The organism is Cellulomonas sp. ATA003, from assembly GCF_031582905.1.
Lineage (GTDB): Bacteria > Actinomycetota > Actinomycetes > Actinomycetales > Cellulomonadaceae > Pengzhenrongella.
Map to the genome: position 1 here is coordinate 123,089 of NZ_CP133990.1, position 26,906 is coordinate 149,994.

The window sequence follows — 26,906 nt, forward strand, 5'->3', positions numbered from 1 at the left end:
CGTCGTCGCCAGGCCGGCGTCCTGCAGCGCCCACGCCACCGTGAGCCCGGCGACGCCCTTGGTCGCCGACGCACACGGGCGTCTCGCGCCGGTAAGCATGGCGCGCTCCGGCACCGCCCGGTCGCGGTCGGGGAAGCCGACCTAGCGTCGACGGCACCGACCGGCCGCTGCCGCACCCAGGGTGGCGCCGGACCGACCACGGGGCGCTGCGCCCCCGCAGGAGGTTCAGCACAGATGACGACCACCGTCGAGAAGTCCATCATCGTCGGCGTCCCCGTGGGCGTCGCCTACGCCCAGTGGACGCAGTTCGAGAGCTTTCCCCGCTTCATGAGCGGCGTGACGTCCGTGACCCAGCTGACCGACGACCGGCTGGAGTGGGTCGCCGAGATCGCCGGCGTCAAGCGGCAGTGGGAGGCGAAGATCCTCGAGCAGGTGCCCGACCGCAAGGTCGCGTGGGCTGCCACGTCCGGGGCCACCAACGCCGGGTCGGTGTCCTTCGAGCCGGCCGGGGCGGACCAGACCCACGTGCACCTGCACCTGGAGTACGAGCCCGAGGGACTCGTGGAGACGGTCGGGGACAAGCTGAACGTCGTCGAGAAGCAGGCCGAGGGCGACCTCGAGCGGTTCAAGGCATTCATCGAGTCCGAGGGCGCCCCGACCGGTGAGTGGCTCGGCGCGGTCGCCCCCGGCCGGGACGCGCACCCCGGCGTTGCCGACGCGGCCGCCTCGCAGGGCGACTCGGGCAAGGCCGGCGTGTCCACGGGCGCCGTCGCCGCCGGGGTCGGCCTGACCGCCGCGGCCGTGGCCGGTGCGGTCGCCGCGACCCGGTCGGGCTCGGACGACACCGACGACGTCGACGTGAGCCACCCCGCCCCGGTCGACACGGTGGTGACCGACACGGTCGTCGTCGAGCCCGCGGGCACGCCGGACCTGCCGGTCGAGCAGACCGGCGCCGTGCCGGGCGACGAGGCCAACCTCATCTGAGCCCTGAGCCCTGAGCCCTGAGCCCTGAGCCCTGAGCCCTGAGCCCTGAACCCTGGGCCCTGGGCCCTGGGCCCTGGGCCCTGAGCCCTGGGCCGTCCCGCTCGCCGACCGATCGGCGAGCGGGACGGCGCCCCTCGCTCAGGCGCCGGGCGACCGGACGCGGCGCAGTTGCGCCCGGCACGTCACCGCGAGCCGTGCGGTGGTCACCCGCGTCGACGCTCCAGGTGCGCCCGGAAGCGTGCGGCGCACCCGGGGCACACCGGCATGGTCTGCAGGCGGCGTCGTTCCGCCTCGCTCAGGTGCACGAGCACGCTGCGAGCCCCGCACAGCGTCATCTCGTCGCGGACGACGTGCGCCCACGACGTGGGCCACCGGTAGGAGTATTCGTATCCCTCGACCAGCTCGAGGTCCGGCACCCGCGGGCCGGTGGAGTGCGCGATCGAGTGCGCCCGGAGCTCCTCGTCCCCGGTGCCCTGACGGGTGAGCCGGCAGGTGTGGCGCAGGAGGAACGGCTCGCCGACCGGGCGCCGAGCGACCGTGGCCGGGACCGCGCCCCGGGTGCGCGAGACGTACCAGCGCACCGACTCGGGAGCGGCGGGGTTGGTCACCGGCTCGACGTCGAACCGCTCCCGCTGGCCGTTGTACGTGTCCAGCAGCAGCGTGGGTGCGCCGCACGTCCGGCAGGCTTCCGTGCTCACCTCGGTCGTCCTCCCTCGGATCGTGCGTCGCCACCCGGCCGGTCACCCTGCCCCGGGTGACCGTGGGCAAGCAGAAGGCCCGCGCCAGCGTTTCCGCTGAGCACGGGCCTTCCTTCACCGGTCGGGGTGGCGGGATTCGAACCCACGACCTCCTCGTCCCGAACGAGGCGCGCTACCAAGCTGCGCCACACCCCGATGAAGCCTGCTCAGGATAGCCGACGCGCGAGGGTGCCACGAAACCGAGACGCCTAGCGGGCGACGAGTGTGAGCAGCGTCGCTTCCGGACGGCACGCGAACCGCACCGGTGCGTACGGCGAGGTGCCCAGACCGGCGCTGACGTGCAGCCACGACGACTCGTCCCCGCCGGCGGCGTCGGGCCGCGGTCCGGGCCAGCCGTGCAGCCCCTTGACGCGGCCGCGGTCCAGGTCGCAGTTCGTCACGAGCGCGCCGAAGCCGGGCACCGCCAGCTGACCGCCGTGGGTGTGCCCGGCCAGCACCAGGTCGGCGCCGTCGGCGTGCATCGCGTCGAGGACACGCGTGTACGGCGCGTGCGTGACGCCGAGGTGCAGGTCGGCCGCCGGGGTCGGTGCGGGGTCCGGGAACCGGTCGCTGTCCATGTGCGGGTCGTCGACGCCGACCAGGGACAGCGTGCGTCCGTCGGTGTGCACGACGTCGCGCCGGTTGGTGAGGTCCTTCCACCCGGCCTCGCGCAGCCGTGCCGCGAGCTCGTCCGCGGGCAGCTGCGTGGGGTCGCCGGGCAGCGGCAGGCGCGCGTCGGGCAGCAGGTACCGCGCCGGGTTCTTCGGGCGGGGGGCGAAGTAGTCGTTCGAGCCCAGCACGAAGGCCCCTGGCGTGCCGAGCAGGGGCTCGAGCGCGTGCAGCAGGCTCGGCAGCGCCTCGGTGTCCGCCATGTTGTCGCCGGTGTCCACCACGAGGTCCGGCCGCAGGGTCGCCAGGTCGCGGACCCAGTCGATCTTGCGCTGCTGCCGGGGCACGAGGTGCAGGTCGGACAGGTGCAGCACGCGCAGGGGTGACTGGCCCGGCGGCAGCACCGCCACGGTCACCTCCCGCAGCGCGTACCAGCGGACCTCGACCAGGCTCGCCCAGGCCAGCGCGGCGGCGCCGGCGACGGTCAGCGCGCCGGCCGCCCGGACGACGGGGGACGTCACCGGCTCAGTCGCCCTCGTCCGGGGTCGCCTCGTCCGGCGCGGCGTCCCCCGGCTCGGGCTCGGGCTCCGGCGCGGGTGCGGGCGCCGGCCCGCTGGACAGGTAGATCGTGATGACGCCGCCGCGGGTCACCCGGCTGCCCGAGCCGGGCGACGTCGAGGCGACGCGTCCGGGAGTGACGTTCGCCTCCCGCCGCTCGCTCGCGACCCGGACGATGAACCCGGCGTCGCGCAGCGTCGCCCGGGCCTGCGCCTCGGTGCGACCGATGACCCGCGGCACGGTGACGCGCTGGCCCTCGACCTCGAGCACCCCGGGCGCCGGGAAGGCGGCCTCGGGCAGGCCCTCGTGCGCCTGGCGCATGAACCGCTGCCAGGTGGGCGCGGCGATGGTCGAGCCGTACGCGTTCCGCACGAACTTGCCGTTGATGGTCGTGCGCTGCACCGGGATCATGCCCTCGGAGTACCCGACCCACACGGCGGCGGCGAGCTGCGGAGTGTAGCCCACGAACCAGGTGTGCTCGTTCTGCGACGTCGTGCCGGTCTTGCCCGCCGACGGGCGCCCGATCCCGCCCAGGCCCTCGCGGTGCCCTCCCAGACGTGGCCGAGCGCGTAGCTCATCGCCGCGGCGATGCGGGGCTCGATCGCCTCCCGGCAGTTCGCGGACGGGACCGGCAGCTCGTTGCCGTCGGTGTCGCGGACGCTGAGCAGCGCGACCGGCTCGCAGAAGGTGCCGTTCGCCGCGAAGGCGGCGAACGCGGACGCCATCGTCAGCGGGGCGATGGAGTCGCTGCCGAGCACGTTGGCCGGCGTCACCTTGAAGTCGGAGCCGTCCGGTGCGTGGACCCCGAGGGACTTCGCGGTGTCGAAGATCCCGCAGATGTCCAGCTGGCTGGCCATCTCGATGTAGCCCGAGTTGACCGAGTTCTTGGTGGCGTTGAGCACGCTCATGACGCCGCCGCTTCCCTCGGCGTTGCCGAACTTGTACTCACCGACGAACCGGCCGCAGGTCGAGTTGAAGTCGCTCATCTTGTACGGCCGCAGGTTCGCGTTGATGACCTCGTTGAGGCTGTGCCCCTCCTTGAGCCACTGCACCAGCGTGAACGGCTTGAAGGTCGAGCCCGGCGCGAAGCCGCTGGAGCCGCCGTACGCGAAGTCGGTGTTGTAGTTGACCGCCGTCTCGCGCGGGCCCGCCGTGGAGGTGTTGTTGTAGATGCGGTTCTGCGCCATCGCGAGGATCTTCCCGGTGCCCGGCTCGACCACGGAGATCGCCGAGGCGACGCCCGACGGGTCGTCGACGGGGACGCCGGCCTTCACCTCGGCGTCCGCCATGGCCTGCCTGGCCGGGTCCAGCGTCGTGGTGATCGTCAGACCACCGCGGTACAGCAGGTCGATGCGGTCCTCCGCGGTCTCGCCGAAGGCCGGGTTGTTGCGGATCACCTTGGTGACGTAGTCGCAGAAGTAGCCCGCGTTCGCGACCGCGTTGGCGTTGATGCACCCGCGCATGGTCTGCGTCACGTTGAGGTAGTCGGCCAGCGGGGTCGCGACGCCGGCGTCGAACTGCGCCCGGTCGATGTAGCCCTGGTTGAGCATCACCCACAGCACATCGTTGCGGCGCTGCTCGTTGTTCTCCGGGTACAGCACCGGGTCCCAGTGCCCCGGGCTCTGCGTGACCCCGGCGAGGGTGGCGGCCCGCAGGTAGTCGAGCTCGCTCGCCGGGATGCCGAAGTAGTACTGGGAGGCTGCCTCGACGCCCCACACCGATGCGCCGAACTGCGCGATGTTGAGGTACTTGCCGAGGATCTCCGATTTGGAGTACTGCTGCTCGAGCGCGATGGCGAGCTTCGCCTCGCGCAGCTTGCGGCTGACGCCCGCCGTGCCCTCCGCCCCGCGAGCCGCGATGATCGCGGCCTCGCGCTCCTCCGGGGTCTTCATGCGGGTCGCCGACTCGATGAGCACGTTCTTCACGTACTGCTGGGTGAGGGTCGAGGCGCCCTCCAGGTCGTCGGTGAGGACGTTCTTCGCCGCGGCACGCAGCATGCCCGTCGGGTCGATCCCGCCGTGCTCGAAGAAGCGCTTGTCCTCGATGGCGACGACCGCGTTCTGCATGTCGACCGAGATGGCCTCCAGCGGCACCACGATCCGGTTCTGGTTGTAGAACGTCGCCAGCACCGTGGTGCCGTCCGCCGCGAGCACCGTCGACTTCTCCGACAGCGGCTCCTCGCGCAGCTCGGTCGGCAGGTCCTCGAAGACCTCCGTCGTCGCACCCGTCAGCGCGCTGGCGCCGGCGACGGCCGGCATGAGCAGGCCGGCGGCGAGGACGCCACCGACCCCCGCGACGAGGAGCAGGGCGAGCAGGAGTGCGAGCGCCTGGAAGAGGTTGACCTGGCGGCCCCGCGAGTGGGCAGAGTAAGGCATTGGATCAGACTACGCGGGGCGTTGCCGAAGGCCGATGTCGTCCACCCGACGCGCCGCGATCCTGCACGCCTCCTTCACACGGTTGCCAGATCTGACCCGTGGGGCTCCTGTTGCGGGTGACGATTGACGGGTACCTTTCCGGCACGGGCGACAATCTTGGGGTCGCCATTTGCTCGAGGAGGCACCGTGCGCGTCACGGACGACGTCAACTGGACCAGCCGCGGAGCCTGCCTGACGGTGGAACCCGACGACCTCTTCGTCCAGGGGGCCGCTCAGCGGTCCGCCCGCAGCGTGTGCGCGGCCTGCACCGTCCGCCTCGAGTGCCTGGCCGACGCGCTGGACAACCGGGTCGAGTTCGGGGTGTGGGGCGGGATGACCGAGCGCGAGCGCCGCGCGCTGCTGCGCCGCCAGCCCGACGTCGCCTCGTGGCACGAGGTGCTCGTGGTCGCCGGCCGGTCCCCGGACGACGCCACCGTGAGCGCCTGACTACGCTCACCCCATGGCCACCACGTGGGAGTACGCGACCGTTCCTCTGATCATCCACGCCACCAAGGCGATCCTCGACCAGTGGGGCTCCGACGGCTGGGAGCTCGTCCAGGTCATCCAGGGCCCGGACGCCGGCCTCGTGGCCTACCTCAAGCGGCCGACGTCGGCCTGACGTGCCGGACCACCCCGGCGGGCGCGCGACAGGCGGCGTCGCGGCTCGCCTCGCCGACCTCGGCCTCACCCTGCCCGACGTCGCCGCGCCGGTCGCCGCGTACGTCCCCGCGGTCCGGTCCGGCGCCCTCGTCCACACCTCGGGGCAGCTGCCCTTCGTGGACGGTGTCCTGCCGGTCACCGGCAAGGTCGGCGTGGGACCCGGGCTGGTCGATCCCGACCGCGCCGCGGAGCTCGCCCGGACTGCCGCCCTCAACGCCCTCGCGGCCGTCGACGCGCTGGTCGGGGACCTCGACGCGGTCGTCCGCGTCGTCAAGGTGACCGGGTACGTCGCGAGCGACCCGTCCTTCACGGGGCAGCCCGCGGTGATCAACGGCGCGAGCCAGCTGCTGGGTCAGGTGCTCGGGGACGCGGGCGTGCACGCACGCAGCGCCGTGGGCGTCGCGGTCCTGCCGCTCGACTCCCCGGTCGAGGTGGAGATCGTCGTCGAGGTCCGCTGACCGCAGCGGCGCGGCGCGCGCCCGGCTGACCGTCCCGGCGTGGGCGGCGGAGCCGACCGGGCCCACGCGCGCCGGCTACGCCCGCCGTGCGTCAGCGCGCGCGGCGCTCGAGCCGGTCGATGTCCAGCAGGACGACCGCGCGGCCCTCGCGCCGCACCCAGCCGCGTGCCGCGAAGTCCGCGAGCGCCTTGTTCACCGTCTCGCGCGAGGCGCCGACGAGCTGGGCGAGCTCCTCCTGCGTGAGGTCGTGGGCGACCCGCAGGCCGTCGTCGACCGGCTCGCCGAAGCGCGTGGACAGGTCGAGCAGCGCCTTCGCGACGCGACCGGGGACGTCGGAGAAGACGAGGTCGGCGAGCGCCTCGTTGGTCCGGCGCAGTCGGCGCGCGAGCGCCTCGAGGAGGTGCTTGGCCACGGTCGGGCTGGACTGCAGCCAGTCGACGAGGTCCTGGTGACCGAGCTCGAGCAGGTGCGCGTCGGCGACCACGCTGGCCGTGGCGGTGCGGGGACCGGGGTCGAACAGGGAGAGCTCGCCGAACATCTCGCCCGGCCCGAGGACGGCGAGGAGGTTCTCGCGGCCGTCGCTCGAGCGCCGACCGAGCTTGATCTTGCCGCTCGCGATGACGTAGAGCCGGTCACCCGGCTCGCCCTCGTGGAACAGGACCTCGCCGCGGGTGAGGTCGAACGGCGTCATCGACGCCTGCAGTGCCCGCGTCTGCTCGCGGTCCATGTTGGCGAAGAGGGGGCGGAGAGCACAACGTCGTCGTCCACGTGCGTCCTTACTGTGCCGGGGGTCACGTCCTCGGGACAGTCTGCCCCATGCCACCTCTCGCCGCCTCGATCGCCTGGTCGACACCCTGGGCGTGCCGGGCCAGGCGGGCGTCGAGGTCACGCAGCGACTCCAGGCGGTCCAGCTCGCCCTGCGGGCCACCGGCGCTCACGGCGTCGACCAGTGCGAGCAGGTCGGGGACGTCCGCGTCGGGTCCCAGCGCCTCGGGCAGGACGAGCGCGGCGACCGCGAGGTCCATGCGGGCCCTCACCAGCCGGCGCCAGTGCGTGACCCGGGACCGCTCGGCGCGCAGCGCCCGCAGGAGGTGCGCGGGGTCCACGGGGCCGGTCAGGAGCGGCGCAGCCGGTCGGTCGGGCGAGCTCACGGTCATGGCGGACCTCTCGGACGGGCGCGGGGACGCGGGTGGGCGCGTGCCGGACGCCGGGGCGCCGTGCAGCACGTCGACGTGCCGGTGGTGACCCGTCGACGTCACTGCTTCGGCGCCCCGGCGCGCGCACTTGAGCCGGAGTCGTGCACGTCACCGCTGTGGCGCAGCGGTCGTAGGCTCGACGGGTGACGACGACCGGGAGTCCCGCCTCGCGCTGGTGCGGCGCGCGCGGCGCATCAACCGGACGCTGGCCGAGCGGTACCCCGACGCCCGGTGCGAGCTGGACTTCCGCACGCCGCTGGAGCTGCTGGTCGCGACCGTGCTCTCGGCGCAGACCACGGACGTCCGGGTGAACCTCGTGACCCCGGAGCTGTTCTCGCGCTACCCGGACGCGGCCGCCCTCGCCGCCGCGGACCGCACCGAGCTCGAGGATGTCATCCGCAGCACGGGCTTCTTCCGCGCCAAGGCGCAGTCGCTCATCGGGCTGGGGCAGGCCCTGGTCGAGCGCTACGACGGCGTCGTCCCGGGCCGCCTCGACGACCTCGTCACGCTCCCCGGCGTCGGGCGCAAGACCGCCAACGTCGTCCTGGGCAACGCGTTCGGCGTCCCGGGCCTGCCGGTCGACACCCACGTGGGGCGCGTCGTGCGGCGGCTGGGGTGGACCGCCGAGGAGGACCCGGTGAAGGTCGAGCACGTCGTCGGCGGCCTGGTCGAGCGGCGCGAGTGGACGATGCTGTCCCACCGGCTGATCTTCCACGGGCGCCGCACGTGCTTCGCCCGCAACCCCGCGTGCGGCGCGTGCCCCGTGGCGCGGGACTGCCCGTCGTCGGGCATCGGCGAGACCGACCCCGTGCGCGCCGCCGCGATGCTCAAGGGCTGACGGCGCTCACGGGCCGACGGCGGGGACCGGCGCGACCTCGCGCAGCCAGTCGGCGAGCAGCGCGTTGACCCGCCGGGGCGCCTCCTCGGGCAGGAAGTGCCCCGCGCCGGCGACGACCTCGAACCGGTACCCGCTGCCCGCCAGCCGCGCCTGCGGCCCGTCGAGCCGCGCGGTCGCCAGCGGCAGGCACCGGTCCATCGCGCCGTGCACCTGCAGCACCGGCACCGGCACCGGCGTGTCGAGCGCCTCGAGGTAGCGGCGCCCGTCGGCGCGTGGGGTCGACCGCACGAGCCAGCGCAGCTGCTCCATCGCGCTGTGCGCGGCGAACGGCACCTGGGCGGCCGCGCGGTAGGTGGCCAGGGTGGCGGCGTCCGGCCACCCCGGGGCGCTCCACTCCCGCAGCACCCGGTCGACCCGGTCGCCCTGGGACATCGCGCGCTCGGGCAGCGCCGGCAGCTGGAAGAAGGCGAGGTGCCGCAGCGGACCGGGGCGCAGGGTGCGGGCGACGGCGGCGTGCAGGCGCACCGGGTGCGGCGAGGACACCGCGGCGATGCCGCGGGTGACCCCCGGGTGCAGGGCCGGCATCGCCCACGCCACGGTCCCGCCCGTCCCGTGCCCGACGACGACGGCGCGGTCTGCCCCGAGGGACCGGACGAGCCCGGCGACGTCGGCGGCGAGGGTGGGGACGTCGTAGCCGAGCGGTGGCTTGTCGGACGCGCCGGTGCCGCGCAGGTCCATCGCGGCGACCCGGTAGCCGGCGTCGGCGAGCGCGGTCAGCTGGTGCCGCCACGCCCACCAGAACTGCGGGAAGCCGTGCAGCAGCACCACGAGCGGCGTGTCCCGGTCGTCCGGGCCGGCGACCGCGACGTGGAAGCGAGCGGCGTTGGCCGGGACGAACCGGTGCTCCCAGGGTCCGTCGACGAGCACGGTGCTGGTGTCCGACGTCATCGGGCGCTCATCGGGCGCTCATCGCTTGTCCGGTCTCATCGCGTCGAAGGCTACCGAGTCGCCACCGCGGAGCGGGACACCCGGACGGGGGTCGTCGCCGGCGTCGCGGCTACGCGCCGTCGGGCAGCCCGGACCGGCGCGCGCTCGTCACCCGGTCGGCCGGGCCGCCCGCGCCGCCCGGGCCGCCCGGGTCGGCGGCGTCGGCCCGGGGCTCGCGGCGCTCCTTGGGGGCGTCGTAGCGGTAGCCCACGTTGCGGACGGTACCGATGAGCGCCTCGTGCTCGAGCCCGAGCTTGGCGCGCAGGCGACGCACGTGGACGTCGACGGTGCGCGTGCCGCCGTAGTAGTCGTAGCCCCACACCTCCTGCAGCAGCTGGGCGCGGGTGAACACGCGGCCCGGGTGCTGCACGAGGTACTTGAGGAGCTCGAACTCCTTGTAGGTGAGGTCGAGCGGGCGCCCGCGCAGGCGGGCGGTGTAGCCGCCCGCGTCGATGGTGAGCTCGCCCGAGGAGATCTCCTGGGGTGCGCTGTCCAGGCTCTCGCGAGCGCTGCGCTCGATGACGAGCCGGATGCGCGCCTCGACCTCGGCCGGCGACGCGTTCTCCAGGACGATGTCGTCTGCGCCCCACTCGGCGGTCAGGGCGGTGAGGCCGCCCTCGGTGAGCACGAGCAGGAGCGGCACCGCCAGGCCGGTGGCGCGCAGCAGGCGACACGTGGTGCGCGCCGTGACCAGGTCGCGGCGCGCGTCGAGCACGACGACGTCGGAGTCCGGCGCGTCGACGAGAGCGGAGGGCTCGACCGGAAGCACCCGGACCCGGTGGGACAGCAGACCCAGGGCGGGCAGCACCTGCGCTGAGCCCCCTGCGGTCGGTGTGAGGAGCAGGAGGTCTGCCACGTCACCTCCTCGAGGGGCGGGGCGTCAGAGTAGCGCGCGGCGCCGCGCCGACGGTCGCGCTCGATGTTCTGCGAGACTCGCGCCGTGCTCGCCCTCCGACGACCCCTGCTGACCTGCCCGTCCCCGACCCCGTCCACGGGTGTCGCCGCCCGATGACGGTCGCCACCCGCGCGGTCCTCAGCGCGGCGCTCGCCGCCGCGGTCGCCGGCGCCGCGCTCCTCGGTGAGGTCGCCCTCGTGGTCGTCGCCGCGCTGCTCGCCATCACCGTCGCGGTCGGGTGGCCGGCACTGGCCGACGCGCCGGCGCGTCGTGGCGCCGGCGTGGTCATCGGTCTGGGCGGGGTCGGCGGTGTGGCGGCGGTCGTCGCCACCACCGGGGAGCCGTACCTGCGTGAGCTGCCCGAGGTGTTCGCGCTGGCGATCGTGCTCGCCTTCGTCCGCGAGCTCGTGCGACGGGACGGCCGCGAGCGGCTTGTGGAGTCGGTCGCCGCGGTGGTGTCCGGTGTGCTCGTCGCGGCCTCGGTCGCCGGGTGGGTCGCGGCCGGCCGGACGACCGCCGGGGAGGAGGTCGTCGTGACGGGGGCGCTCGCGCTCGCGGTGGGCTCGGTGGTCTCCGCGGTGCGCCTGAGGGGCTGGCTGTCCGCGGTCGTCACGGTCGTCGCGGCCGCCGGGGCAGGGGCAGGGGCCGCCGCGCTCGTGCCGGACGTCGACCCGCTCGCGGGCGGTCTCATCGGGCTCGCCGTCGGGGTCCTCGTCGCGACGCTGCACCGGCTGTTCGACCGGTTGCCCACGACGGGCGACCGGTGGCCCGCCGTCGCCGGTGCCGTCCTGCCGGTGACCGTCACCGGCGTCGTCGTCTACGTGGTCGCGCGCGTCCTCGTCGGCTGAGCGCGTGCCGGCGCGGGGTGCCGGCGGCCCTGCGGGCGCTGTGGTGTCGACCACTCGCGACGCCCGGGCGTCGCGCGGTCGGTAGGCTCACCCCCATGTCCACGCACGCGCTCGAGATCCTCTTCATCGGCCTGCTGGTCGCCGCGACGATCGCGATCGGTTGGATCGCCGGCCTGGTGATCCTGCGCCTGTACAAGGGTCAGCGCTGACCTGAGCGCTGACCTCACCGCACGACCGCAGGGGGCGGCTGGTCGCCGCCTGCGCTGACGGAAGGCTCCCGCGAATGGCGTTCTCCCTGCCCGACGGTCTCGCACCCGAGGTGTACCCGCTGGCCTGGTTGGTCGGCCGGTGGCGCGGTGAGGGCGTCGTCGGCTACCCGGGGATCGAGGAGGCGGCGTTCACCCAGGACGTCGAGTTCGACCACGACGGCGGGCCGTACCTGCGCTACACCTCGACCATCCGTCTCGTCGTCGTGCCCGACGACGCCGCCGCGCTCACCGGGGACGACGCCGCCGGCGCCGCGCCGGACCCGGCCGCTCCGGGCGCCTCGGGCGAGGCCGAGCCGCTGCGGACCGCGGGCGGCGTGGTGCCCGAGCCCGCGGGGTCGGGCGCCGGTGGCGGCGCGTCGCCCGACGACGGCCCGGTGTGGTCGACGGAGTCCGGGTTCTGGCGGATCTCCTCCGAGCGTCCCGCGGGGCTGAGCGAGAACCAGTACCCGGTGGAGGTCCTCATGGCGGACCCCGCCGGGCACGTCGGCGTGTACGTCGGGGCCGTCGGCAACGGCCGCATCGACCTGGTCAGCGACCTCATCGCCCGCACGTCCACCGCCGCCGAGGTCGCCGCCGCCAAGCGGCTCTACGGCTTGGTCAACGGCGAGCTGATGTGGGCGTGGGACCTCGCCGCGTTCGGCCACCCCATGCAGACGTACGCGTCCGCGCGTCTGACCCGTCAGGAGGCGTGACATGGCGAGCCCCTGCTCGGGCGCCGCGGTGCCGTCGCGGCCGCCGGCGTCGACGACGGCGTCGCGTGGCACCTCGGCGACCCGACGGCCGAGCAGCGTGCGCTCGCGGCCGGTGGCGCCGTCGTCGACCTCTCCCACCGCGGTGTCGTCCGCGTCGAGGGGCCGGACCGGCTCAGCTGGCTGCACTCGATCACGTCCCAGACCCTGCTCGGCCTCCCGCCGCGGGTGTCCACCGAGCTGCTCGTGCTGAGCCCGCAGGGCCACATCGAGCACGCCGCGGGCGTCGTCGACGACGGCGAGGCGACCTGGCTGCTCACCGAGGGCCCGGGGGCGGCGCCGCTCGCGGCCTGGTTGGACCGCATGCGGTTCATGCTCCGCGTCGAGGTCACCGACGTCTCCGCCGACTGGGCCACGCTCGGCGAGCCGGTCGCGTCCGAGGGCGTCGAGGGCGAGCCGGTCACGTGGTGCGACCCGTGGCCGCGGACGCTGCCCGGCGGGACGCGCTACGGCCGTGACGACGCCGACCACCCCGGTGCGGACCGTCCCTGGCGGCTCGTGCTCGTCCCGCGCGCCGACCTCGTCGCCGCGGTCGCCGAGCGGGAGGCGGCGGGCTGGCGCCTTGCCGGCACCTGGGCCGCCGAGGCGCTGCGCGTGGAGGCGTGGCGCCCGCGGGCGGCCACCGAGGTCGACCACCGGTCGATCCCGCACGAGCTCGACTGGCTGCGCACCGCGGTGCACCTGGACAAGGGCTGCTACCGCGGTCAGGAGTCGATCGCGCGCGTGCACAACCTTGGCCGCCCGCCGCGCCGGCTCGTGATGCTGCACCTGGACGGCTCCGGGCACCTGCTGCCCGAGCGCGGCGCCGAGGTCCGCGCCGGCGACCGCGTTGTCGGTGCCGTCACGACCGTCGCGCGCCACCACGAGCTCGGCCCGATCGCGCTCGCGGTCGTCAAGCGCAGCACCCCGGAGGACGTCGACCTCGAGGTGGACTGCGACGGTGGCGCGATCGCCGCCGGCCAGGAGGTCGTCGTGCCCGGTGAGGGCGTCTCGGTCGACCGGCCGGCGCAGCGGCGCCCGGTGGCCCGGGGCCTGGGGCACCGACCGAGCCTGTGAGCGCCCGGTGAGCAGCCGGTGAGCCGCCCGTGAGCACCGCGTACGCGGTGCCGGTGCCGCGCCGGCGGTCGGTGCGGCTGCGTGCGCGGGTGCGTCAGGGCGTCTCGCGCGTCCGGGGCTCGGCCGTGGCGATCCTCCAGGCCGGGGTGGCCGCCGGTGGGTCGTACGCGATCGCGCGCTACGGGCTCGACCACCCCTACCCGTTCTTCGCGCCGGTCTCGGCGTGGATCGCGCTCGGCTTCAGCCAGACCCGACAGCTGCGCAAGGTGGCCGAGCTCGCGATCGGCGTCGCGATCGGGGTGGCGCTCGGCGACCTGCTGGCCCACCTCATCGGTGCCGGGTGGTGGCAGATCGGCCTGGCGCTCGTGCTGGCGGCGTCCGTCGGCCGCTTCCTCGACCGCGGCGGCATGCTCGCGACCCAGTCCGGCGTGCAGGCGATCGTCGTCGTCGGGCTCCCGGCGTCCGTCGCGAGCGGCGGCGCGTTCGGCCGCTGGACGGACGCGCTGGTCGGCGGTGCGGTCGCGGTCGCCGTCGCCGCGCTCACCCCGGGCGACCCGCGCCGGCTGCCGCGCCGGGCGGCGCGCGCCGCGCTGCTCGAGCTCGTCGCGACGCTGGGGCAGCTCGTGCGTGGGCTGCGCGCCGGCAGCGTCGACGAGGTCGAGGACGCGCTGCTGCGCGGGCGGGCGTCCCAGCCGGCGTTCGACGAGTGGCGCGCCGTCGCGCTCGGGGCGCGGGACATGGCGCGGGTGTCCCCGCGCTGGCTGCGGCACCGCGACGAGCTGACCGCGCTGCAGACGGCGTCCGCGCTCGGGGACCGCGCGCTGCGCAACGCACGGGTCATCGCCCGCCGCTGTGGTCCGCTGTGCCAGGGACCGCACCGGGTGGAGGGCCTCGCGCTCGTGCTCGAGGAGCTCGGCTCGGCGACCGAGGCGCTCGCCGAGGCGTTCGGGGCCGGGGCGGGCCTCGACGCTCCGCGCCGGACCCTGGAGGCCATCGCGGTCCGGATGGACCCCTTCGTGCTCGCCCCCGACGACTGGCAGGTGCAGAGCGTCGTGCTGCTGCTGCGGTCGCTGGTCGTGGACCTCCTCGAGGTCGCCGGAGCCGACCCGGCGGTGGCGCGGGCGCTGCTGCCGGAGATCTGACCGCAGGGTCCGGCCGGCGCCGCAGCCCGACCGACCGGCCCGACCCGACCCGGTTCGACCCGGCGTCCGGGCGACCCGCGGACGTCGGATCGCCACATGTCTCGTACCCTCGGCACGTGAGTTCGATCGCTGCTGCGCAGAGCCTCGTCTACCTGGCCGTGGGCCTCGTCGCCTTCGGGCTGTCCGTGTGGTCCCTCGTGGACGCGGGCTCCCGGCCCGCGGCGGCCTTCACGAGCGCCGGCAAGCGCACGAAGAAGTTCTGGCTCGTGCTCACCGGGGTCGCGACCGCGCTGACCTTCATCGCCCTGCCCCCGCTGGGGGCGGGCGGGCTGTCGCTCTTCACGCTGGGCAGCGCGGTCATCGCCGGCATCTACCTGGCCGACGTCCGGCCGGCGGTGGCGCCCTACTCGGGTCGGCGCGGCCCCCGCGGGGGACCGTCGGGGCCGCGCAGCGGCTGGTGACCGGCCGGTGACCACCACCTCCATCACCACCACCGCTGACGTCGCCACGCGCGCCGTCCCGCTCGCCCGCGTCACCCGCGGCGACCTCGTGGAGTCCGTGCACCTGGGCCACCTCGTCGTGCTCGGGCCGGACGGTGGGACCCGCCTCGCCCTGGGTGACCCGGACGCCGTCATCTGGGCACGCTCGTCGCTCAAGCCCCTGCAGGCGCTCGCGCTGCTGGACGCCGGCGCCGGTCTCGACGGCGCCCCGCTCGCCCTCGCCTGCGCGAGCCACTCCGGCGAGCCGGTCCACCTCGACGTCGTCCGGTCGGTGCTGCACGGTGCCGGGCTGACCGAGGCCGACCTGCGCAACACCCCGACGCTGCCGCTCGACCCGGCCGCCGCGCTGGCCTGGCAGGTCGCCGGCCGCGGGCCGGAGGCCCTCGCGCAGAACTGCTCGGGCAAGCACGCCGCGATGCTCGCGACGTGCGTCGCCGCCGGCTGGCCCACCGCCGACTACCTCGACCCCGAGCACCCGCTGCAGCGCGCGGTCCGCGCCCGGGTCGCGGCGGCCACCGGCGTCGCCGTCGACCACGCAGGCGTGGACGGCTGCGGCGCGCCCTCTTCTCGACGACGCTGCGGGGCTGGCCCGTGCGTTCGGCGCGATCGCCGTCGCCCCGATTCGGGGGCCCGGCAGCGCCTCCGCCCGGGTCGCCGCGGCGATGTCGGGCCACCCCGAGCTCGTGGGCGGGACGGGCCGGGACGTCACCCGGTTCATGCGCGCGCACCCCGGCCTCGTGGCCAAGGACGGCGCCGACGGCGTCTACGCGGCCGGCCTGCCGGACGGCGGCGCCGTCGCCTTCAAGGTGCTCGACGGCGGCGACCGGCCGCGTGCGGCGGTGCTCGGTGCGGCGCTCGCCCTCGCGGGCGCGGACGGCGAGGCCGTGCGGGCCGCGGCCCGCACCCCGGTCCTCGGCCACGGCCGGCCGGTCGGCGCCGTGCTGCCCACCTTCGGCCCGCCGGACGGCGCGTGAGGGCGGTCGTCCAACGGGTCACCCGCGCGTCGGTGACGGTCGACGGCGAGGTGGTCGGCCGGATCACGGAGCCGGGGCTGCTCGTGCTGGTCGGCGTCACGCACGACGACGGCGCGGAGCAGGTCGCGACCATCGCCCGCAAGGTCGCCGAGCTGCGGGTGCTGCGCGGCGAGCGCTCGGCGGTCGACCTCGGCGCGCCGGTGCTCGTGGTCAGCCAGTTCACGCTCCTCGGCGACACCCGCAAGGGACGCCGACCGACCTGGAACGCCGCCGCCCCCGGACCCGTCGCAGAGCCGCTCGTCGCCGCCGTCGTCGACGCGCTGCGCGCCCGTGGGCTGACCGTGGCGACCGGCGTGTTCGGCGCGGACATGGCCGTCGAGCTCGTGAACGACGGCCCGGTCACGCTGCTGCTCGAGGCCTGACGCCGCGCGCCGCGGGTGACACCTCGCGTGATCGCCTGGTGACCGCGTGGTGACCGCGCCGTGACCGCGTCCCGGGGGCGTCACGCCTGCGGCGAACACGGGCAGTCCGCGTGGGTCCCCGCGGTTAGCCTGGTCAACACGCTGACCCAGGCCGGGCTCCCACGCCCGGCTGCACGCCGCTCGTGAGGAGTGCACATGTTCGAGAGATTCACCGACCGAGCCCGCCGGGTGGTCGTCCTCGCCCAGGAAGAGGCGCGGATGCTCAACCACAACTACATCGGCACCGAGCACATCCTCCTGGGTCTGATCCACGAGGGTGAGGGTGTCGCCGCCAAGGCGCTGGAGTCCCTCGGGATCTCGCTCGACGCCGTGCGCTCGCAGGTGCAGGAGATCATCGGCGAGGGCCAGCAGGCGCCGTCCGGTCACATCCCCTTCACCCCGCGCGCCAAGAAGGTGCTGGAGCTCTCGCTGCGCGAGGCCCTGCAGCTCGGCCACAACTACATCGGGACCGAGCACATCCTGCTCGGGCTGATCCGCGAGGGCGAGGGCGTCGCCGCCCAGGTCCTCAACAAGCTCGGCGCCGACCTCAACCGCGTGCGCCAGCAGGTCATCCAGCTCCTCTCGGGCTACCAGGGCAAGGAGCCGGTCGCGGCCGGCGGCCCGGCCGAGGGGCAGCCGGCGGGCTCCGCGGTGCTCGACCAGTTCGGGCGCAACCTCACCCAGGCCGCTCGCGACACCAAGCTCGACCCGGTGATCGGTCGCGAGAAGGAGATCGAGCGGGTCATGCAGGTGCTGTCCCGCCGCACCAAGAACAACCCCGTCCTCATCGGCGAGCCCGGCGTCGGCAAGACCGCCGTCGTCGAGGGCCTCGCGCAGGACATCGTGCGCGGCGACGTGCCCGAGACGCTCAAGGACAAGCAGCTCTACACGCTGGACCTGGGTGCGCTCGTGGCCGGCAGCCGCTACCGCGGTGACTTCGAGGAGCGGCTGAAGAAGGTCCTCAAGGAGATCCGCACCCGCGGCGACATCATCCTGTTCATCGACGAGATCCACACCCTCGTCGGGGCGGGTGCCGCCGAGGGCGCCATCGACGCCGCGAGCATCCTCAAGCCGATGCTGGCGCGCGGCGAGCTGCAGACCATCGGTGCCACGACCCTCGACGAGTACCGCAAGTACGTCGAGAAGGACCCGGCCCTCGAGCGCCGGTTCCAGCCCATCCAGGTCTCGGAGCCGAACCTCAAGCACGCCATCGAGATCCTCAAGGGCCTGCGCGACCGCTACGAGGCGCACCACCGCGTCTCGATCACCGACGGGGCGCTCGTGGCGGCCGCGACGCTCGCGGACCGCTACGTCAACGACCGCTTCCTGCCGGACAAGGCGATCGACCTGGTCGACGAGGCCGGCGCCCGCCTGCGCATCCGCCGCATGACGGCTCCGCCGGAGCTGCGGGACCTCGACGAGCAGATCGCCGAGGCGCGCCGGGACAAGGAGTCCGCGATCGACGAGCAGGACTTCGAGAAGGCCGCGCGCCTGCGCGACACCGAGAAGCAGCTCGGCCTCAAGCGGATCGAGAAGGAGAAGGCCTGGAAGTCCGGTGACCTGGACTCCGTCGCCGAGGTGGACGAGGACCTGATCGCCGAGGTGCTCGCCATCGCGACCGGCATCCCGGTGTTCAAGCTCACCGAGGAGGAGAGCTCGCGCCTGCTCCACATGGAGGACGCGCTGCACAAGCGGGTCATCGGTCAGGACGCCGCCATCAAGGCGCTGTCCCAGGCGATCCGTCGCACCCGGGCCGGGCTCAAGGACCCGAAGCGTCCCGGTGGCTCGTTCATCTTCGCCGGCCCCACCGGCGTCGGGAAGACCGAGCTCGCCAAGGCGCTCGCGGAGTTCCTGTTCGACGACGAGGACGCGCTCATCCAGCTCGACATGAGCGAGTTCTCCGAGAAGCACACGGTCTCGCGGCTGTTCGGCTCGCCCCCGGCTACGTCGGGTACGACGAGGGTGGCCAGCTCACCGAGAAGGTGCGTCGCAAGCCGTTCTCGGTCGTCCTGTTCGACGAGGTCGAGAAGGCGCACGCGGACATCTTCAACTCGCTGCTGCAGATCCTCGAGGACGGTCGCCTGACCGACTCCCAGGGTCGGGTGGTCGACTTCAAGAACACCGTGATCATCATGACCACCAACCTCGGGACCCGGGACATCGCCAAGGGCGTGCAGACCGGTTTCCAGGCCGGCGGCGACCTGTCGACGTCGTACGAGCGCATGAAGGCCAAGGTCAACGACGAGCTCAAGCAGCACTTCCGGCCGGAGTTCCTCAACCGCGTGGACGACGTGGTCGTGTTCCCGCAGCTGTCGCAGCCCGAGATCTTCGCGATCGTCGACCTGATGATCGCCAAGCTCGACCAGCGGCTGGCCGACAAGGACATGTCCATCGAGATCACCCCGGCGGCCCGCAAGCTGCTGTCGGAGAAGGGCTACGACCCGGTGCTCGGCGCCCGTCCGCTGCGTCGCGCGATCCAGCGCGACATCGAGGACCAGCTCTCCGAGAAGATCCTCTTCGGCGAGCTGCACGCGGGCCAGAAGGTCGTGGTCGACGCCGTCGGCGAGGGCCTGCTCGGTGAGTTCACCTTCCGGGGCGAGCCCAAGGGCGACCGGACGTTCGAGCCCGTGGGCATCGGCGCGAAGGGGACGCCCGGCTCGGGCGTCGACGTCCCGCCCGCGCCGCCCGCCTCCTCGCTCGGCGACACCGGCACGATGCCGCAGCTCGGCTGACGGCCGGCGGACGCCGACCGGCGCAGCCGGCTGACGGCCGGCACCGACCACGAAGGGCCCGGATCCACACGGATCCGGGCCCTTCGTGCCGGGCGACCACGGGGCGGACCCGTCGCGCGCCCCCGGTTGACCGGGGCTAGCGTTGTCGTCGGCCGCCCGCACCGGAGCGCGGCCACACCCCTGAGCGCGGAGGATCGACGCCCTCTCATGCCGTCCTCGGACAGACCGGTCACCCCACCCCGCCGTGACGGCGGTGCCCCCGTCGTCTCGACGGTCTCGACCTTCCGGCGCCTGGGGCCCTTCGTCCGCCCCGTGCTCCCGCGGCTGGTCGCCGGGATGCTCTGCGCGCTCGGGGCCAGCCTCGCCGCACTCGCCGTCCCGCAGGTGCTCGAGCACCTCGTGGACGGGACGCTGCTCGACGCGCAGTCGGGCGACCGGTCCGGGCTGTGGGCCGCGGTCGGCGCGGTCCTCGCGCTCGGGGTCCTCGAGGCCGGGCTGATCTTCGCGCGTCGCGCCTTTATCCTCGTCCCCGGCACGCACGTCGAGGCACGTCTGCGGCGCACGCTGTTCGCCCACCTGCAGGACCTGCCGGTGGGCTTCCACGACCACTGGCCGGGCGGTCAGCTGCTGTCGCGGGCCATGTCCGACCTGGGGCTGCTGCGCCGCTGGCTGTCCTACGGCATCGTCATGCTCGTCGTGAACACCACGACCATCCTCGTGGGCGCGGCGCTCATGATCTCCCTCGGCGGTCCGCTCGGCCTGGTGTACCTCCTCGGCGCCGTCCCCGTCGTCGTGCTGAGCTTCCGGTTCTCGCGGCGGTACCGGGTCATCTCCCGGCTCAGCCAGGACCAGGCGGGCGACCTCGCCACGACCGTCGAGGAGTCGGTCCACGGGATCCGGGTGCTCAAGGCGTTCGGCCGCGGCAACCACGCCCTCTCCGGGTTCGCCGAGCAGGCGGGCACGCTGCGGGACACCGAGCTGCGCAAGGCCCGCACGCTGTCGACCATCTCGTTCGCGCTGTCGACGATCCCCGAGGTCGTCCTCGGGGTGTGCCTGTTCTGGGGGATCTTCCGGGTCACGCAGGGGCAGCTCGACGTGGGGGCGCTCGCCGCGTTCTTCGCGACCGCCTCGGTCGTCAACTCCCCGGTGGAGCAGGTCGGTCAGCTGCTGTCGATGACGCTCACCGCCAAGACCGCCGTGGACCGCCACTTCGAGGTCGTCGACACCGTCAACGACGTCGCCGACCCGGCCCGTCCCGTCGAGCTGCCGCGGGACGCGGACGGCCGACCGACCGCGCGGGGTGCACTGACCTTCTCGGACGTGCGCTTCCGGCACGACGGCGCTGCCGGGCCGGGTGGCGTGCTCGACGGCGTCGACCTCGAGATCCGCGCCGGGGAGACGATGGCGCTGGTCGGGCTCACCGGTGCGGGCAAGACGACGATGGCGATGCTCGTCCCGAGGCTCTACGACGTGACGGCCGGCAGCGTGCGCATCGACGGCGTCGACGTGCGGGACATGACGCGCGGTGACCTGCGCAGCCTCGTCGCGGTCGCGTTCGAGGACGCCACCCTGTTCTCGGACACCGTCCGGGCGAACGTGCTGCTCGGTGCGCCACCGTCCGCGCGCACCGACGCGGACCTCGAGCGCGCGCTCGCCGTCGCGCAGGCGCAGTTCGTCCACGACCTGCCGCACGGCGTCGACACGCAGATCGGGGAGGAGGGGCTCGCGCTGTCCGGGGGCCAGCGTCAGCGGCTCGCGGTCGCCCGCGCCATCGCGGCGCGCCCCCGCGTGCTCGTGCTCGACGACCCGCTCTCGGCGCTCGACGTCTCGACCGAGGAGCTCGTCACCGCGGCGCTGCGGCGCGAGGTCGAGGGCACCACGGCACTCGTCGTCGCGCACCGGCCGTCGACCGTCGCGCTGGCCGACCGGGTGGCGGTCCTCCAGGAGGGCCGGATCAGCGCGGTCGGGACCCACTCCGAGCTCGTCGCCACGCACGAGCACTACCGCTACGTCATCTCCAGCCTGGCGGAGAGCGAGCAGATGGCGCAGGTGCGGGTGTGAGAGCACGTCGGACGTCCGTCACCGAGCCGGTCGACGCCGCGCCGGCCACCGCGTCCGCGCGCGCCGCCGACGCCGCGCAGGCCGGGGCGGCCACGCATCCGGACCCCCGCGCGCTCGCGGGCTTCGGGGTCGCGGACGAGGAGAACAGCGACCCGGACCGCCGGCAGTCACGCAGCATCCGCCGGCGCTCGCTGCGCCTGCTGTCCTCGCTGCTCGAGTCACGACGCCCGGACTTCGCCCTCGCCGTCGTCCTCGTCGTGGTCGCGCAGGCCGCGCGCGTCGCGGGGCCGCCGCTCATCGCCCTGGGGATCGACGAGGCGCTGCCGGCGGCGCGGGACGGCGACTGGACGCGCACCGTTCTGGTCGGGGCCGCCTACGTCGCGGCGGCGGTGCTCGCGGGTGCGTGCACCGCCGGGTACATCCGCGTCGCGGCCCGGGTGAGCCAGGCCGTGCTGCTCGACCTGCGCCGGCGGGTGTTCCGCCAGACCCAGCGCCTGAGCCTGGAGTTCCACGAGTCGTACACGTCCGGGCGGATCATCTCCCGGCAGACGTCGGACCTCGAGGCGGTGCGCGAGCTGCTGGACTCCGGGCTGACCGCACTGGTCCAGGGTGCGCTGTTCATGGTCTTCACCGGGATCACGCTGTTCGCGCTGGACTGGCGCAGCGGGCTCGTCCTCGGCGTCGCCGTCGTGCCGGTCTACCTCCTCACGCGGTGGTTCCGGAAGCGGTCGCAGCTGTACTACCGCACCTCCCGGGTCGCCTCGGCGCGGCTCATCGTCAACTTCGTCGAGACCGTGACCGGGATCCGCGCGGTGCAGGCGTTCCGGCGCGAGCGCAGCAACGACGACACCTTCGCCGAGCTGACCGAGGACTACCGGGCGGTCAACGCCCGCGCGATGGGCCTCAACGGGGTGCTCGACCCGGGGCTCGTCCTCATCGGCAACCTCACCGCCGCGACCGTGCTCGCGCTCGGCGGGATGCGCGTGCTCGACGGGACGATGGACGTCGGCGTGCTGCTCGCCGTCGTCCTGGCCACGAAGCGGTTCTTCGGCCCCGTCCAGCAGATGGCGATGTTCTACAACGCGTTCCAGTCGGCGGCCGCGGCGCTGGAGAAGATCTCCGGTCTGCTCGAGGAGGAGCCCACGATCCGCGAGCCCGCCCGTCCGGTCCCGCTGCCCCGGGCGTCGGGCGCGGTCCGCTTCGACCACGTGGCCTTCGGGTACGCCGCGGGCACGACCGTCCTGCCGGACCTCCACCTCGACATCCCGGCCGGTCAGACCGTCGCCGTCGTCGGGCAGACCGGCTCGGGCAAGTCCACGCTCGCCAAGCTCCTGTCCCGGTTCTACGACGTCACGGACGGCCGGATCACGCTCGACGGCGTCGACCTGCGCGACATCCCCACGGCGGACCTGCGCCGCGCCGTCGTCATGGTGACCCAGGAGGCGTACCTGTTCTCCGGCAGCGTCCGGGACAACATCGCGCTCGCGAGGCCGACCGCGACCGACGAGGAGATCGTCCGGGCGGCCCGGGCCGTGGGCGCGCACGACTTCATCACCGCGCTGCCCGACGGCTACGACACCGACCTCAACAAGCGCGGCGGGCGCGTCTCGGCCGGGCAGCGCCAGCTCATCTCGTTCGCCCGGGCGTTCCTCGCCGACCCCGCGGTGCTCATCCTCGACGAGGCCACCAGCTCGCTGGACATCCCGGGGAGCGGCTCGTGCAGCACGGCCTGCAGACCCTGCTCGCCGACCGGACGGCCGTGATCATCGCGCACCGCCTCTCCACGCTCGCCATCGCCGACCGCGTGCTCGTGATGTCCGACGGGCGGGTCGTGGAGGACGGCACCCCGGCCGAGCTCGTCGGCGGCAGCGGCCGGTTCGCCGCCATGCACGCGGCCTGGCGCGACTCGCTGGTGTAGGGCGTCGGCCGCGGCTCAGTGCGGGCCGGCCGCGGCCGCCCCGGCCGCGAGGACGGGGCGCGCGGGCGCATCGGCGGGTGGCGGGGCGCCGTCACGGTCGGGGCCGGCCGGTGGGTCGGTCCGGTGCAGCCACTCGAGGATGCCGCACACGGCGTCGGTGCAGCCGCCGCACCCGGTCGTCGCGCGCGAGGCGTGGGCGACCTCCTCGACCGTGCGAGCCCCCGCACGCCAGTGCCCGACCAGGTCGCCCTTGGTGACCCCGTTGCAGCGGCAGATGGTCGTGCGGTCCGGCATGAGCGTCGGCGACGGGTCGGACGCGGCGTCACCCGCACCGGCCAGCGGACCGAGCAGGAGGTAGGCGGGGTCCCGCGGGGTGGGGGTGCGCCGGGTGTACGCAGCGGTGAGGGAGGCCGCGACGGAGCCGGCACCCACGCACGTCGCCCCGACGACGACGCCGTCGGCCACCACCACCTCGACGTGCCGCCCGGCGCCGGGGTCGCTGAGCCGGACGCAGCGGTGACCGGTCGGCGCCTCGCCCCGCCCCGCGCCGACACCCATCGTGACGACCTCCAGGCCGGACGCCTTGAGTCGCACGACGTCCGTGCCCGGGGCGCCGGGGCTGCCCGGACCGACCGCACCGACCGGGTTGCCGGCACCGACCGCACCGCCGGGGCCACCGGCGCCGCTCGGGACGCCCGGGCGGTCCGGTGCCGGTCCGGACGGACGGGTCGCTCGGTCGGCGAGGTGGGCCGCGAGCCGACGTGCCTGCTCCCAGCCCTGGGCGATGAGACCGCTCGCGCCCTCGGGCGGCTCGGCGCAGTCGCCGATCGCGTGGATCGCGGGGTCCGCGGTCGCCCCGTCGGGGTCCACGAGCACGCCGCGGCGCACCGGCAGGCCGGCAGCCTCCGCGAGGCCGGCCTCCGGGACCGTCCCGGCGGTGAGGACGAGCAGGTCGGCCGGCAGCCGCTCACCGTCGGCCAGGACGAGCGCGCGCAGACGGCCGTCGGGGCCGGCGTCGACCCCGACGGCCCTCGCGTCGACGCGGTGCTCGATGCCCAGGCCGGCCAGGCCGTGGGCGACCGCCTGTGCGGCCGCAGCGTCCAGCTGGCGGTCCATGACGTGACCACCACCGTGCACGACCGTGACCGCCAGCCCCCGGCGGGCCAGCCCGCACGCCGTCTCCAGACCCAGGACGCCGCCGCCGAGGACGACCGCCCGGCCTGCGTTGACGGTCGCCGCGACGATCTCCCGGGCGTCGTCGAGCGTGCGCAGCGCGTGCACCCCGCCCGGGAGGCCGGCGTCCGGGTCGATCCCGATGAGCCGGGGCACCCGGGCGCGCGCCCCGGTCGCCAGGACGAGCGCGTCGTACGGGACGAGGTCCCCGGCGCCGGTCGTCACCGTGCGGGCGTCGCGGTCGACGGACGTGGCGACGGCGCCCGGGTGCACCGTGACCCCGGGGAGCGACGTGCGGGGCAGGGTGAGCGACGCGACGTCGACCCGGCCGGCGACGACCTCGCTGAGCAGCACCCGGTTGTACGGCTCGTACTCCTCCGCGCCGAGCACGGTGACGCGTGCGCCGGCGTCGCGCCGGGCCAGCTCCTCGACGAAGCGGGAGCCGACCATCCCGTGGCCGACCACGACGACGCGCGTCACCGCGCCACCGCCACGCCCGTGCGCACCGTGCGCGCCCTGCCCGGGTCAGCCTCGCCGTGCGCCGCCGTCCCGCCCGGCGGCGCCGCGTCGGCCGCCCGCACGTCGACGGCGCACACCTTGAACTCCGGCATCCCGGAGACCGGGTCCGTCGCGTCGCTCGTGACCCGGTTCGCGCTGCCGTCACCGGACCAGTGGAACGGCATGAAGACGACGTCCGGCCGGGCGGTGCCCGTCACGTGCGCGACGGCGACCGCGGACCCGCGGGACGACGTGACGCGCACGGGGTCGCCGTCGGCCACGCCGATGCGGTCGGCGAGCAGTGGGTGCAGCTCGGCGAACGGTTCGGGTTGCGCGGTCGCCAGCGCCGGCACCCGCCGGGTCTGGGCGCCGGACTGGTAGTGCTGCAGCACCCGCCCGGTGACGAGGTAGACGGGCGCGTCGGGGCGCAGGTCGTCGGCGGGGCCGTGGTGGTCGACGGCGACCATGCGGGCGCGGCCGTCCGCGGTCGGGAAGCCGTCGGCGAACAGCCGCGGGGTGCCGGGGTGCGGTGCGGCGCCGTCGGGGGTCGCGGGGCAGGGCCAGAAGGGGCCGTCGTCCCCGGCGGCGGTCGCGGCGTCGAGGCGGGCGTGGCTCAGCCCGCTGTAGTCCGCGGGCCCGCCGGCACTGGCCCGCGCGAGCTCGTCGAACACCTCGGCGGGGTCGGTCGGGAAGCCGCGGTGCACGCCGAGGCGTGCGGCGAGGTCGTGCAGGACCTCGAGCTCCGAGCGCACGCCGGCGGGCGCTGGCAGAGCGCGACGGCGGCGCAGCACGCGCCCCTCGAGCGACGTCATGGTCCCCTCCTCCTCGGCCCACTGGGTGACCGGCAGGACGACGTCCGCCAGTGCGGCGGTCTCCGACGGCACGAGGTCGCAGACGACGAGCAGGTCCAGCGCGGCGAGACGGTCCCGGACCGGGCCGGCGTTCGGTGCGCTGACCACGACGTTGCTGCCGTGCACGAGGAGCGCGCGGGGGCCGTCCGGCGTGCCGAGGCGACGCAGCAGCTCGACGGCGGGGATGCCCGGGCCGGGCAGGTCCTCCGCGTCCACCCCCCACACGCCGGCGACGTGCGCACGTGCGGCCGGGTCGTCGATCCGCCGGTAGCCGGGCAGCTGGTCGGACTTCTGGCCGTGCTCACGCCCGCCCTGACCGTTGCCCTGGCCCGTCACCGCGCCGTAGCCGCTCCCCGTCCGGCTGGGCAGGCCGAGCGCCAGGGCGAGGTTGATGGCTGCGGTCACCGTCGCGGTGCCCTGGGTGCTCTGCTCGGCGCCGCGTCCGGTCAGGACGTACGCCCCACGGCCGCCGTGGACCGGAGCGGCGGCCGCGAGCAGCCGGGCGACGCGGCGCAGCTCGTCCGCCGGGACCCCGCACACGGCCTCCGCACGCTCCGGCCACCACGCGGCGACGCTGCGCCGGACGTCGTCGGCGCCGGACGTCCGGGTGTCGAGGTAGGCGGTGTCCGCCAGCCCCTCGGCCCACACGACGTGCAGCAGGGCGAGCAGCACGACGAGGTCGGTCCCGGGCACGGCCTGCAGGTGCACGCCGGCGCCGTCGTCGGTCAGGGCCGCCGTCGCCGACCGGCGCGGGTCGACGACGACGAGGCCACCGGCGGCCCGCGCCCCGGCGAGGTGCGCCGACGACGGCGGCATCGTCTCGGCGACGTTGCTGCCCAGCAGGAGCACCGCCCCCGCGCCGCCGAGGTCGGCGAGCGGGAACGGCAGCCCGCGGTCGACCCCGAACGCCCGGTTGGCGCCCGCCGCGGCGCTGGCCATGCAGAACCGGCCGTTGTAGTCGATGAACGGCGTCCGCAGCACGACCCGGGCGAACTTGCCCAGCGCGTACGCCTTCTCGTTCGTCAGCCCGCCCCCGCCGAAGACGGCGACCGCCCCGGCGCCGTGCTCGGCCTGCAGGGCCTGGATGCGGTCCGCGACGACGTCGAGCGCGGCGTCCCAGGTCGCCGGGTGCAGCTCGCCGTCGGCCCCCCGCACGAGGGGCTGGTGAGCCGGTCCGGGGCCCGCAGCACCTGGGCGCTGGTCCAGCCCTTCTGGCACAGCCCGCCGCGGTTGGTCGGGAACTGCCGCCCGGTGACGGTGAGGGGGCGCCGACCTCACGGGCGGCGGCGTCGGGCGGGGTCAGCGTCATGGCGCACTGGAGGGCGCAGTACGGGCAGT

The 26,906-nt window shown here is 74.9% G+C and carries 21 protein-coding genes, 1 tRNA gene and 5 pseudogenes; 16 read left to right on the forward strand and 11 right to left on the reverse strand.

Going from position 1 to position 26,906, the window contains the following annotated elements:
* Positions 1 to 234: 234 nt before the first annotated feature.
* A complete protein-coding gene (locus tag REH70_RS00625; RefSeq protein WP_310750558.1) occupies positions 235 to 984 on the forward strand; it encodes an SRPBCC family protein in 750 nt (249 codons plus the stop codon).
* A gap of 203 nt (positions 985 to 1,187) precedes the next feature.
* Here REH70_RS00625 and REH70_RS00630 read toward each other — a convergent pair whose 3' ends face one another.
* From REH70_RS00630 to REH70_RS00650, 5 genes are all read right to left on the reverse strand, one after another.
* The gene (locus REH70_RS00630) at positions 1,188 to 1,682 is read right to left on the reverse strand and encodes a hypothetical protein (protein WP_310750562.1); all 495 of its coding nucleotides are present in this window, start codon (positions 1,680 to 1,682) and stop codon (positions 1,188 to 1,190) included.
* A gap of 121 nt (positions 1,683 to 1,803) precedes the next feature.
* Positions 1,804 to 1,877, reverse strand: a tRNA-Pro gene (locus REH70_RS00635).
* 53 nt (positions 1,878 to 1,930) lie between these two features.
* Positions 1,931 to 2,851, reverse strand: a complete 921-nt coding sequence (locus REH70_RS00640) for a metallophosphoesterase (RefSeq protein WP_310750565.1) — start codon at positions 2,849 to 2,851, stop codon at positions 1,931 to 1,933.
* A 4-nt stretch (positions 2,852 to 2,855) separates the two neighbouring features.
* A complete protein-coding gene (locus REH70_RS00645) occupies positions 2,856 to 3,353 on the reverse strand; it encodes a PASTA domain-containing protein (protein WP_310750568.1) in 498 nt (165 codons plus the stop codon).
* On the reverse strand, positions 3,296 to 5,263 hold the full coding sequence (locus REH70_RS00650; RefSeq protein ID WP_310750570.1) for a transglycosylase domain-containing protein: 1,968 nt from the start codon (positions 5,261 to 5,263) through the stop codon (positions 3,296 to 3,298). Before REH70_RS00650 ends, REH70_RS00645 begins: the two co-directional genes overlap by 58 nt.
* Before the next feature lie 186 nt (positions 5,264 to 5,449).
* On the opposite strand from REH70_RS00650, the gene REH70_RS00655 reads away from it, so the two are divergent.
* From REH70_RS00655 to REH70_RS00665, 3 genes are read left to right on the forward strand one after another with little or no spacing between them, the layout of a single operon-like run.
* Positions 5,450 to 5,749, forward strand: coding sequence for a WhiB family transcriptional regulator (locus tag REH70_RS00655; protein WP_310750574.1), 300 nt, complete (start codon positions 5,450 to 5,452; stop codon positions 5,747 to 5,749).
* 13 nt (positions 5,750 to 5,762) lie between these two features.
* Positions 5,763 to 5,921, forward strand: coding sequence for a DUF4177 domain-containing protein (locus REH70_RS00660; protein WP_146899220.1), 159 nt, complete (start codon positions 5,763 to 5,765; stop codon positions 5,919 to 5,921).
* A gap of 1 nt (position 5,922) precedes the next feature.
* Entirely contained in the window at positions 5,923 to 6,420 is a 498-nt protein-coding gene (locus REH70_RS00665; RefSeq protein WP_310750577.1) for a RidA family protein, read from the forward strand.
* 91 nt (positions 6,421 to 6,511) lie between these two features.
* Here REH70_RS00665 and REH70_RS00670 read toward each other — a convergent pair.
* Together REH70_RS00670 and REH70_RS00675 are read right to left on the reverse strand one after the other, a co-directional pair.
* Positions 6,512 to 7,188 (reverse strand): annotated as a pseudogene (locus tag REH70_RS00670) (Crp/Fnr family transcriptional regulator).
* Between the two features lie 23 nt (positions 7,189 to 7,211).
* Positions 7,212 to 7,577, reverse strand: a complete 366-nt coding sequence (locus tag REH70_RS00675; RefSeq protein WP_310750580.1) for a hypothetical protein — start codon at positions 7,575 to 7,577, stop codon at positions 7,212 to 7,214.
* A gap of 211 nt (positions 7,578 to 7,788) precedes the next feature.
* Here REH70_RS00675 and nth point away from each other — a divergent pair, with 211 nt between their 5' ends.
* Positions 7,789 to 8,454 carry an endonuclease III gene (gene nth, locus REH70_RS00680; protein ID WP_310754073.1) on the forward strand — a complete coding sequence of 222 codons (666 nt, stop codon included), beginning with the start codon at positions 7,789 to 7,791 and terminating at the stop codon, positions 8,452 to 8,454.
* Positions 8,455 to 8,460: 6 nt separating this feature from the next.
* Here nth and REH70_RS00685 read toward each other — a convergent pair whose 3' ends face one another.
* Complete coding sequence (locus tag REH70_RS00685) at positions 8,461 to 9,402, reverse strand: alpha/beta hydrolase (protein WP_310750582.1); 942 nt, start codon at positions 9,400 to 9,402, stop codon at positions 8,461 to 8,463.
* A 109-nt stretch (positions 9,403 to 9,511) separates the two neighbouring features.
* On the reverse strand, positions 9,512 to 10,297 hold the full coding sequence (locus REH70_RS00690) for a response regulator transcription factor (RefSeq protein WP_310750585.1): 786 nt from the start codon (positions 10,295 to 10,297) through the stop codon (positions 9,512 to 9,514).
* Between the two features lie 152 nt (positions 10,298 to 10,449).
* Between REH70_RS00690 and REH70_RS00695 the strand changes: the two genes are divergently transcribed.
* The 11 genes and pseudogenes from REH70_RS00695 to REH70_RS00745 all read left to right on the forward strand — a co-directional run bounded on the left by REH70_RS00695 (position 10,450) and on the right by REH70_RS00745 (position 23,046).
* Complete coding sequence (locus REH70_RS00695) at positions 10,450 to 11,184, forward strand: hypothetical protein (RefSeq protein WP_310750588.1); 735 nt, start codon at positions 10,450 to 10,452, stop codon at positions 11,182 to 11,184.
* Positions 11,185 to 11,467: 283 nt separating this feature from the next.
* A complete protein-coding gene (locus tag REH70_RS00700; protein ID WP_310750591.1) occupies positions 11,468 to 12,145 on the forward strand; it encodes an FABP family protein in 678 nt (225 codons plus the stop codon).
* A 12-nt stretch (positions 12,146 to 12,157) separates the two neighbouring features.
* The gene (locus REH70_RS00705) at positions 12,158 to 13,258 is read left to right on the forward strand and encodes a glycine cleavage T C-terminal barrel domain-containing protein (RefSeq protein ID WP_310754075.1); all 1,101 of its coding nucleotides are present in this window, start codon (positions 12,158 to 12,160) and stop codon (positions 13,256 to 13,258) included.
* 29 nt (positions 13,259 to 13,287) lie between these two features.
* The gene (locus tag REH70_RS00710; protein ID WP_310750594.1) at positions 13,288 to 14,400 is read left to right on the forward strand and encodes an FUSC family protein; all 1,113 of its coding nucleotides are present in this window, start codon (positions 13,288 to 13,290) and stop codon (positions 14,398 to 14,400) included.
* A gap of 116 nt (positions 14,401 to 14,516) precedes the next feature.
* The gene (locus REH70_RS00715) at positions 14,517 to 14,861 is read left to right on the forward strand and encodes a DUF2516 family protein (RefSeq protein ID WP_310750597.1); all 345 of its coding nucleotides are present in this window, start codon (positions 14,517 to 14,519) and stop codon (positions 14,859 to 14,861) included.
* Positions 14,862 to 14,979: 118 nt separating this feature from the next.
* A pseudogene (locus REH70_RS00720) lies at positions 14,980 to 15,405 on the forward strand (asparaginase); the annotation flags it as partial.
* A gap of 115 nt (positions 15,406 to 15,520) precedes the next feature.
* Positions 15,521 to 15,874 carry an asparaginase gene (locus REH70_RS00725; protein ID WP_310754077.1) on the forward strand — a complete coding sequence of 118 codons (354 nt, stop codon included), beginning with the start codon at positions 15,521 to 15,523 and terminating at the stop codon, positions 15,872 to 15,874.
* A complete protein-coding gene (gene dtd, locus REH70_RS00730) occupies positions 15,871 to 16,296 on the forward strand; it encodes a D-aminoacyl-tRNA deacylase (RefSeq protein WP_310754079.1) in 426 nt (141 codons plus the stop codon). The genes REH70_RS00725 and dtd overlap by 4 nt, the downstream gene beginning before the upstream one ends.
* 195 nt (positions 16,297 to 16,491) lie before the next feature.
* Positions 16,492 to 19,067 (forward strand): annotated as a pseudogene (locus REH70_RS00735) (ATP-dependent Clp protease ATP-binding subunit).
* A 207-nt stretch (positions 19,068 to 19,274) separates the two neighbouring features.
* Positions 19,275 to 21,128 (forward strand): ABC transporter ATP-binding protein, encoded by a 1,854-nt coding sequence (locus tag REH70_RS00740; protein ID WP_310750600.1) that lies wholly within the window; start codon positions 19,275 to 19,277, stop codon positions 21,126 to 21,128.
* Positions 21,125 to 23,046 (forward strand): annotated as a pseudogene (locus REH70_RS00745) (ABC transporter ATP-binding protein). The gene REH70_RS00740 and the pseudogene REH70_RS00745 overlap by 4 nt, the downstream one beginning before the upstream one ends.
* A 15-nt stretch (positions 23,047 to 23,061) precedes the next feature.
* Here REH70_RS00745 and REH70_RS00750 read toward each other — a convergent pair.
* Positions 23,062 to 24,699, reverse strand: coding sequence for an FAD-dependent oxidoreductase (locus REH70_RS00750; RefSeq protein ID WP_310750603.1), 1,638 nt, complete (start codon positions 24,697 to 24,699; stop codon positions 23,062 to 23,064).
* Positions 24,696 to 26,877 (reverse strand): annotated as a pseudogene (locus REH70_RS00755) (molybdopterin oxidoreductase family protein). The gene REH70_RS00750 and the pseudogene REH70_RS00755 overlap by 4 nt, the downstream one beginning before the upstream one ends.
* Positions 26,878 to 26,906 lie beyond the last annotated feature (29 nt).

Bases quoted from the DNA above. Each gene is read 5' to 3' on its own strand.
- REH70_RS00660 (WP_146899220.1), top strand. From the start codon at position 5,763: ATGGCCACCACGTGGGAGTACGCGACCGTTCCTCTGATCATCCACGCC.
- REH70_RS00675 (WP_310750580.1), bottom strand. From the start codon at position 7,577: ATGACCGTGAGCTCGCCCGACCGACCGGCTGCGCCGCTCCTGACCGGC.
- REH70_RS00650 (WP_310750570.1), bottom strand. From the start codon at position 5,263: ATGCCTTACTCTGCCCACTCGCGGGGCCGCCAGGTCAACCTCTTCCAG.
- REH70_RS00685 (WP_310750582.1), bottom strand. From the start codon at position 9,402: ATGACGTCGGACACCAGCACCGTGCTCGTCGACGGACCCTGGGAGCAC.
- REH70_RS00700 (WP_310750591.1), top strand. From the start codon at position 11,468: ATGGCGTTCTCCCTGCCCGACGGTCTCGCACCCGAGGTGTACCCGCTG.
- REH70_RS00740 (WP_310750600.1), top strand. From the start codon at position 19,275: ATGCCGTCCTCGGACAGACCGGTCACCCCACCCCGCCGTGACGGCGGT.
- REH70_RS00695 (WP_310750588.1), top strand. From the start codon at position 10,450: ATGACGGTCGCCACCCGCGCGGTCCTCAGCGCGGCGCTCGCCGCCGCG.
- REH70_RS00625 (WP_310750558.1), top strand. From the start codon at position 235: ATGACGACCACCGTCGAGAAGTCCATCATCGTCGGCGTCCCCGTGGGC.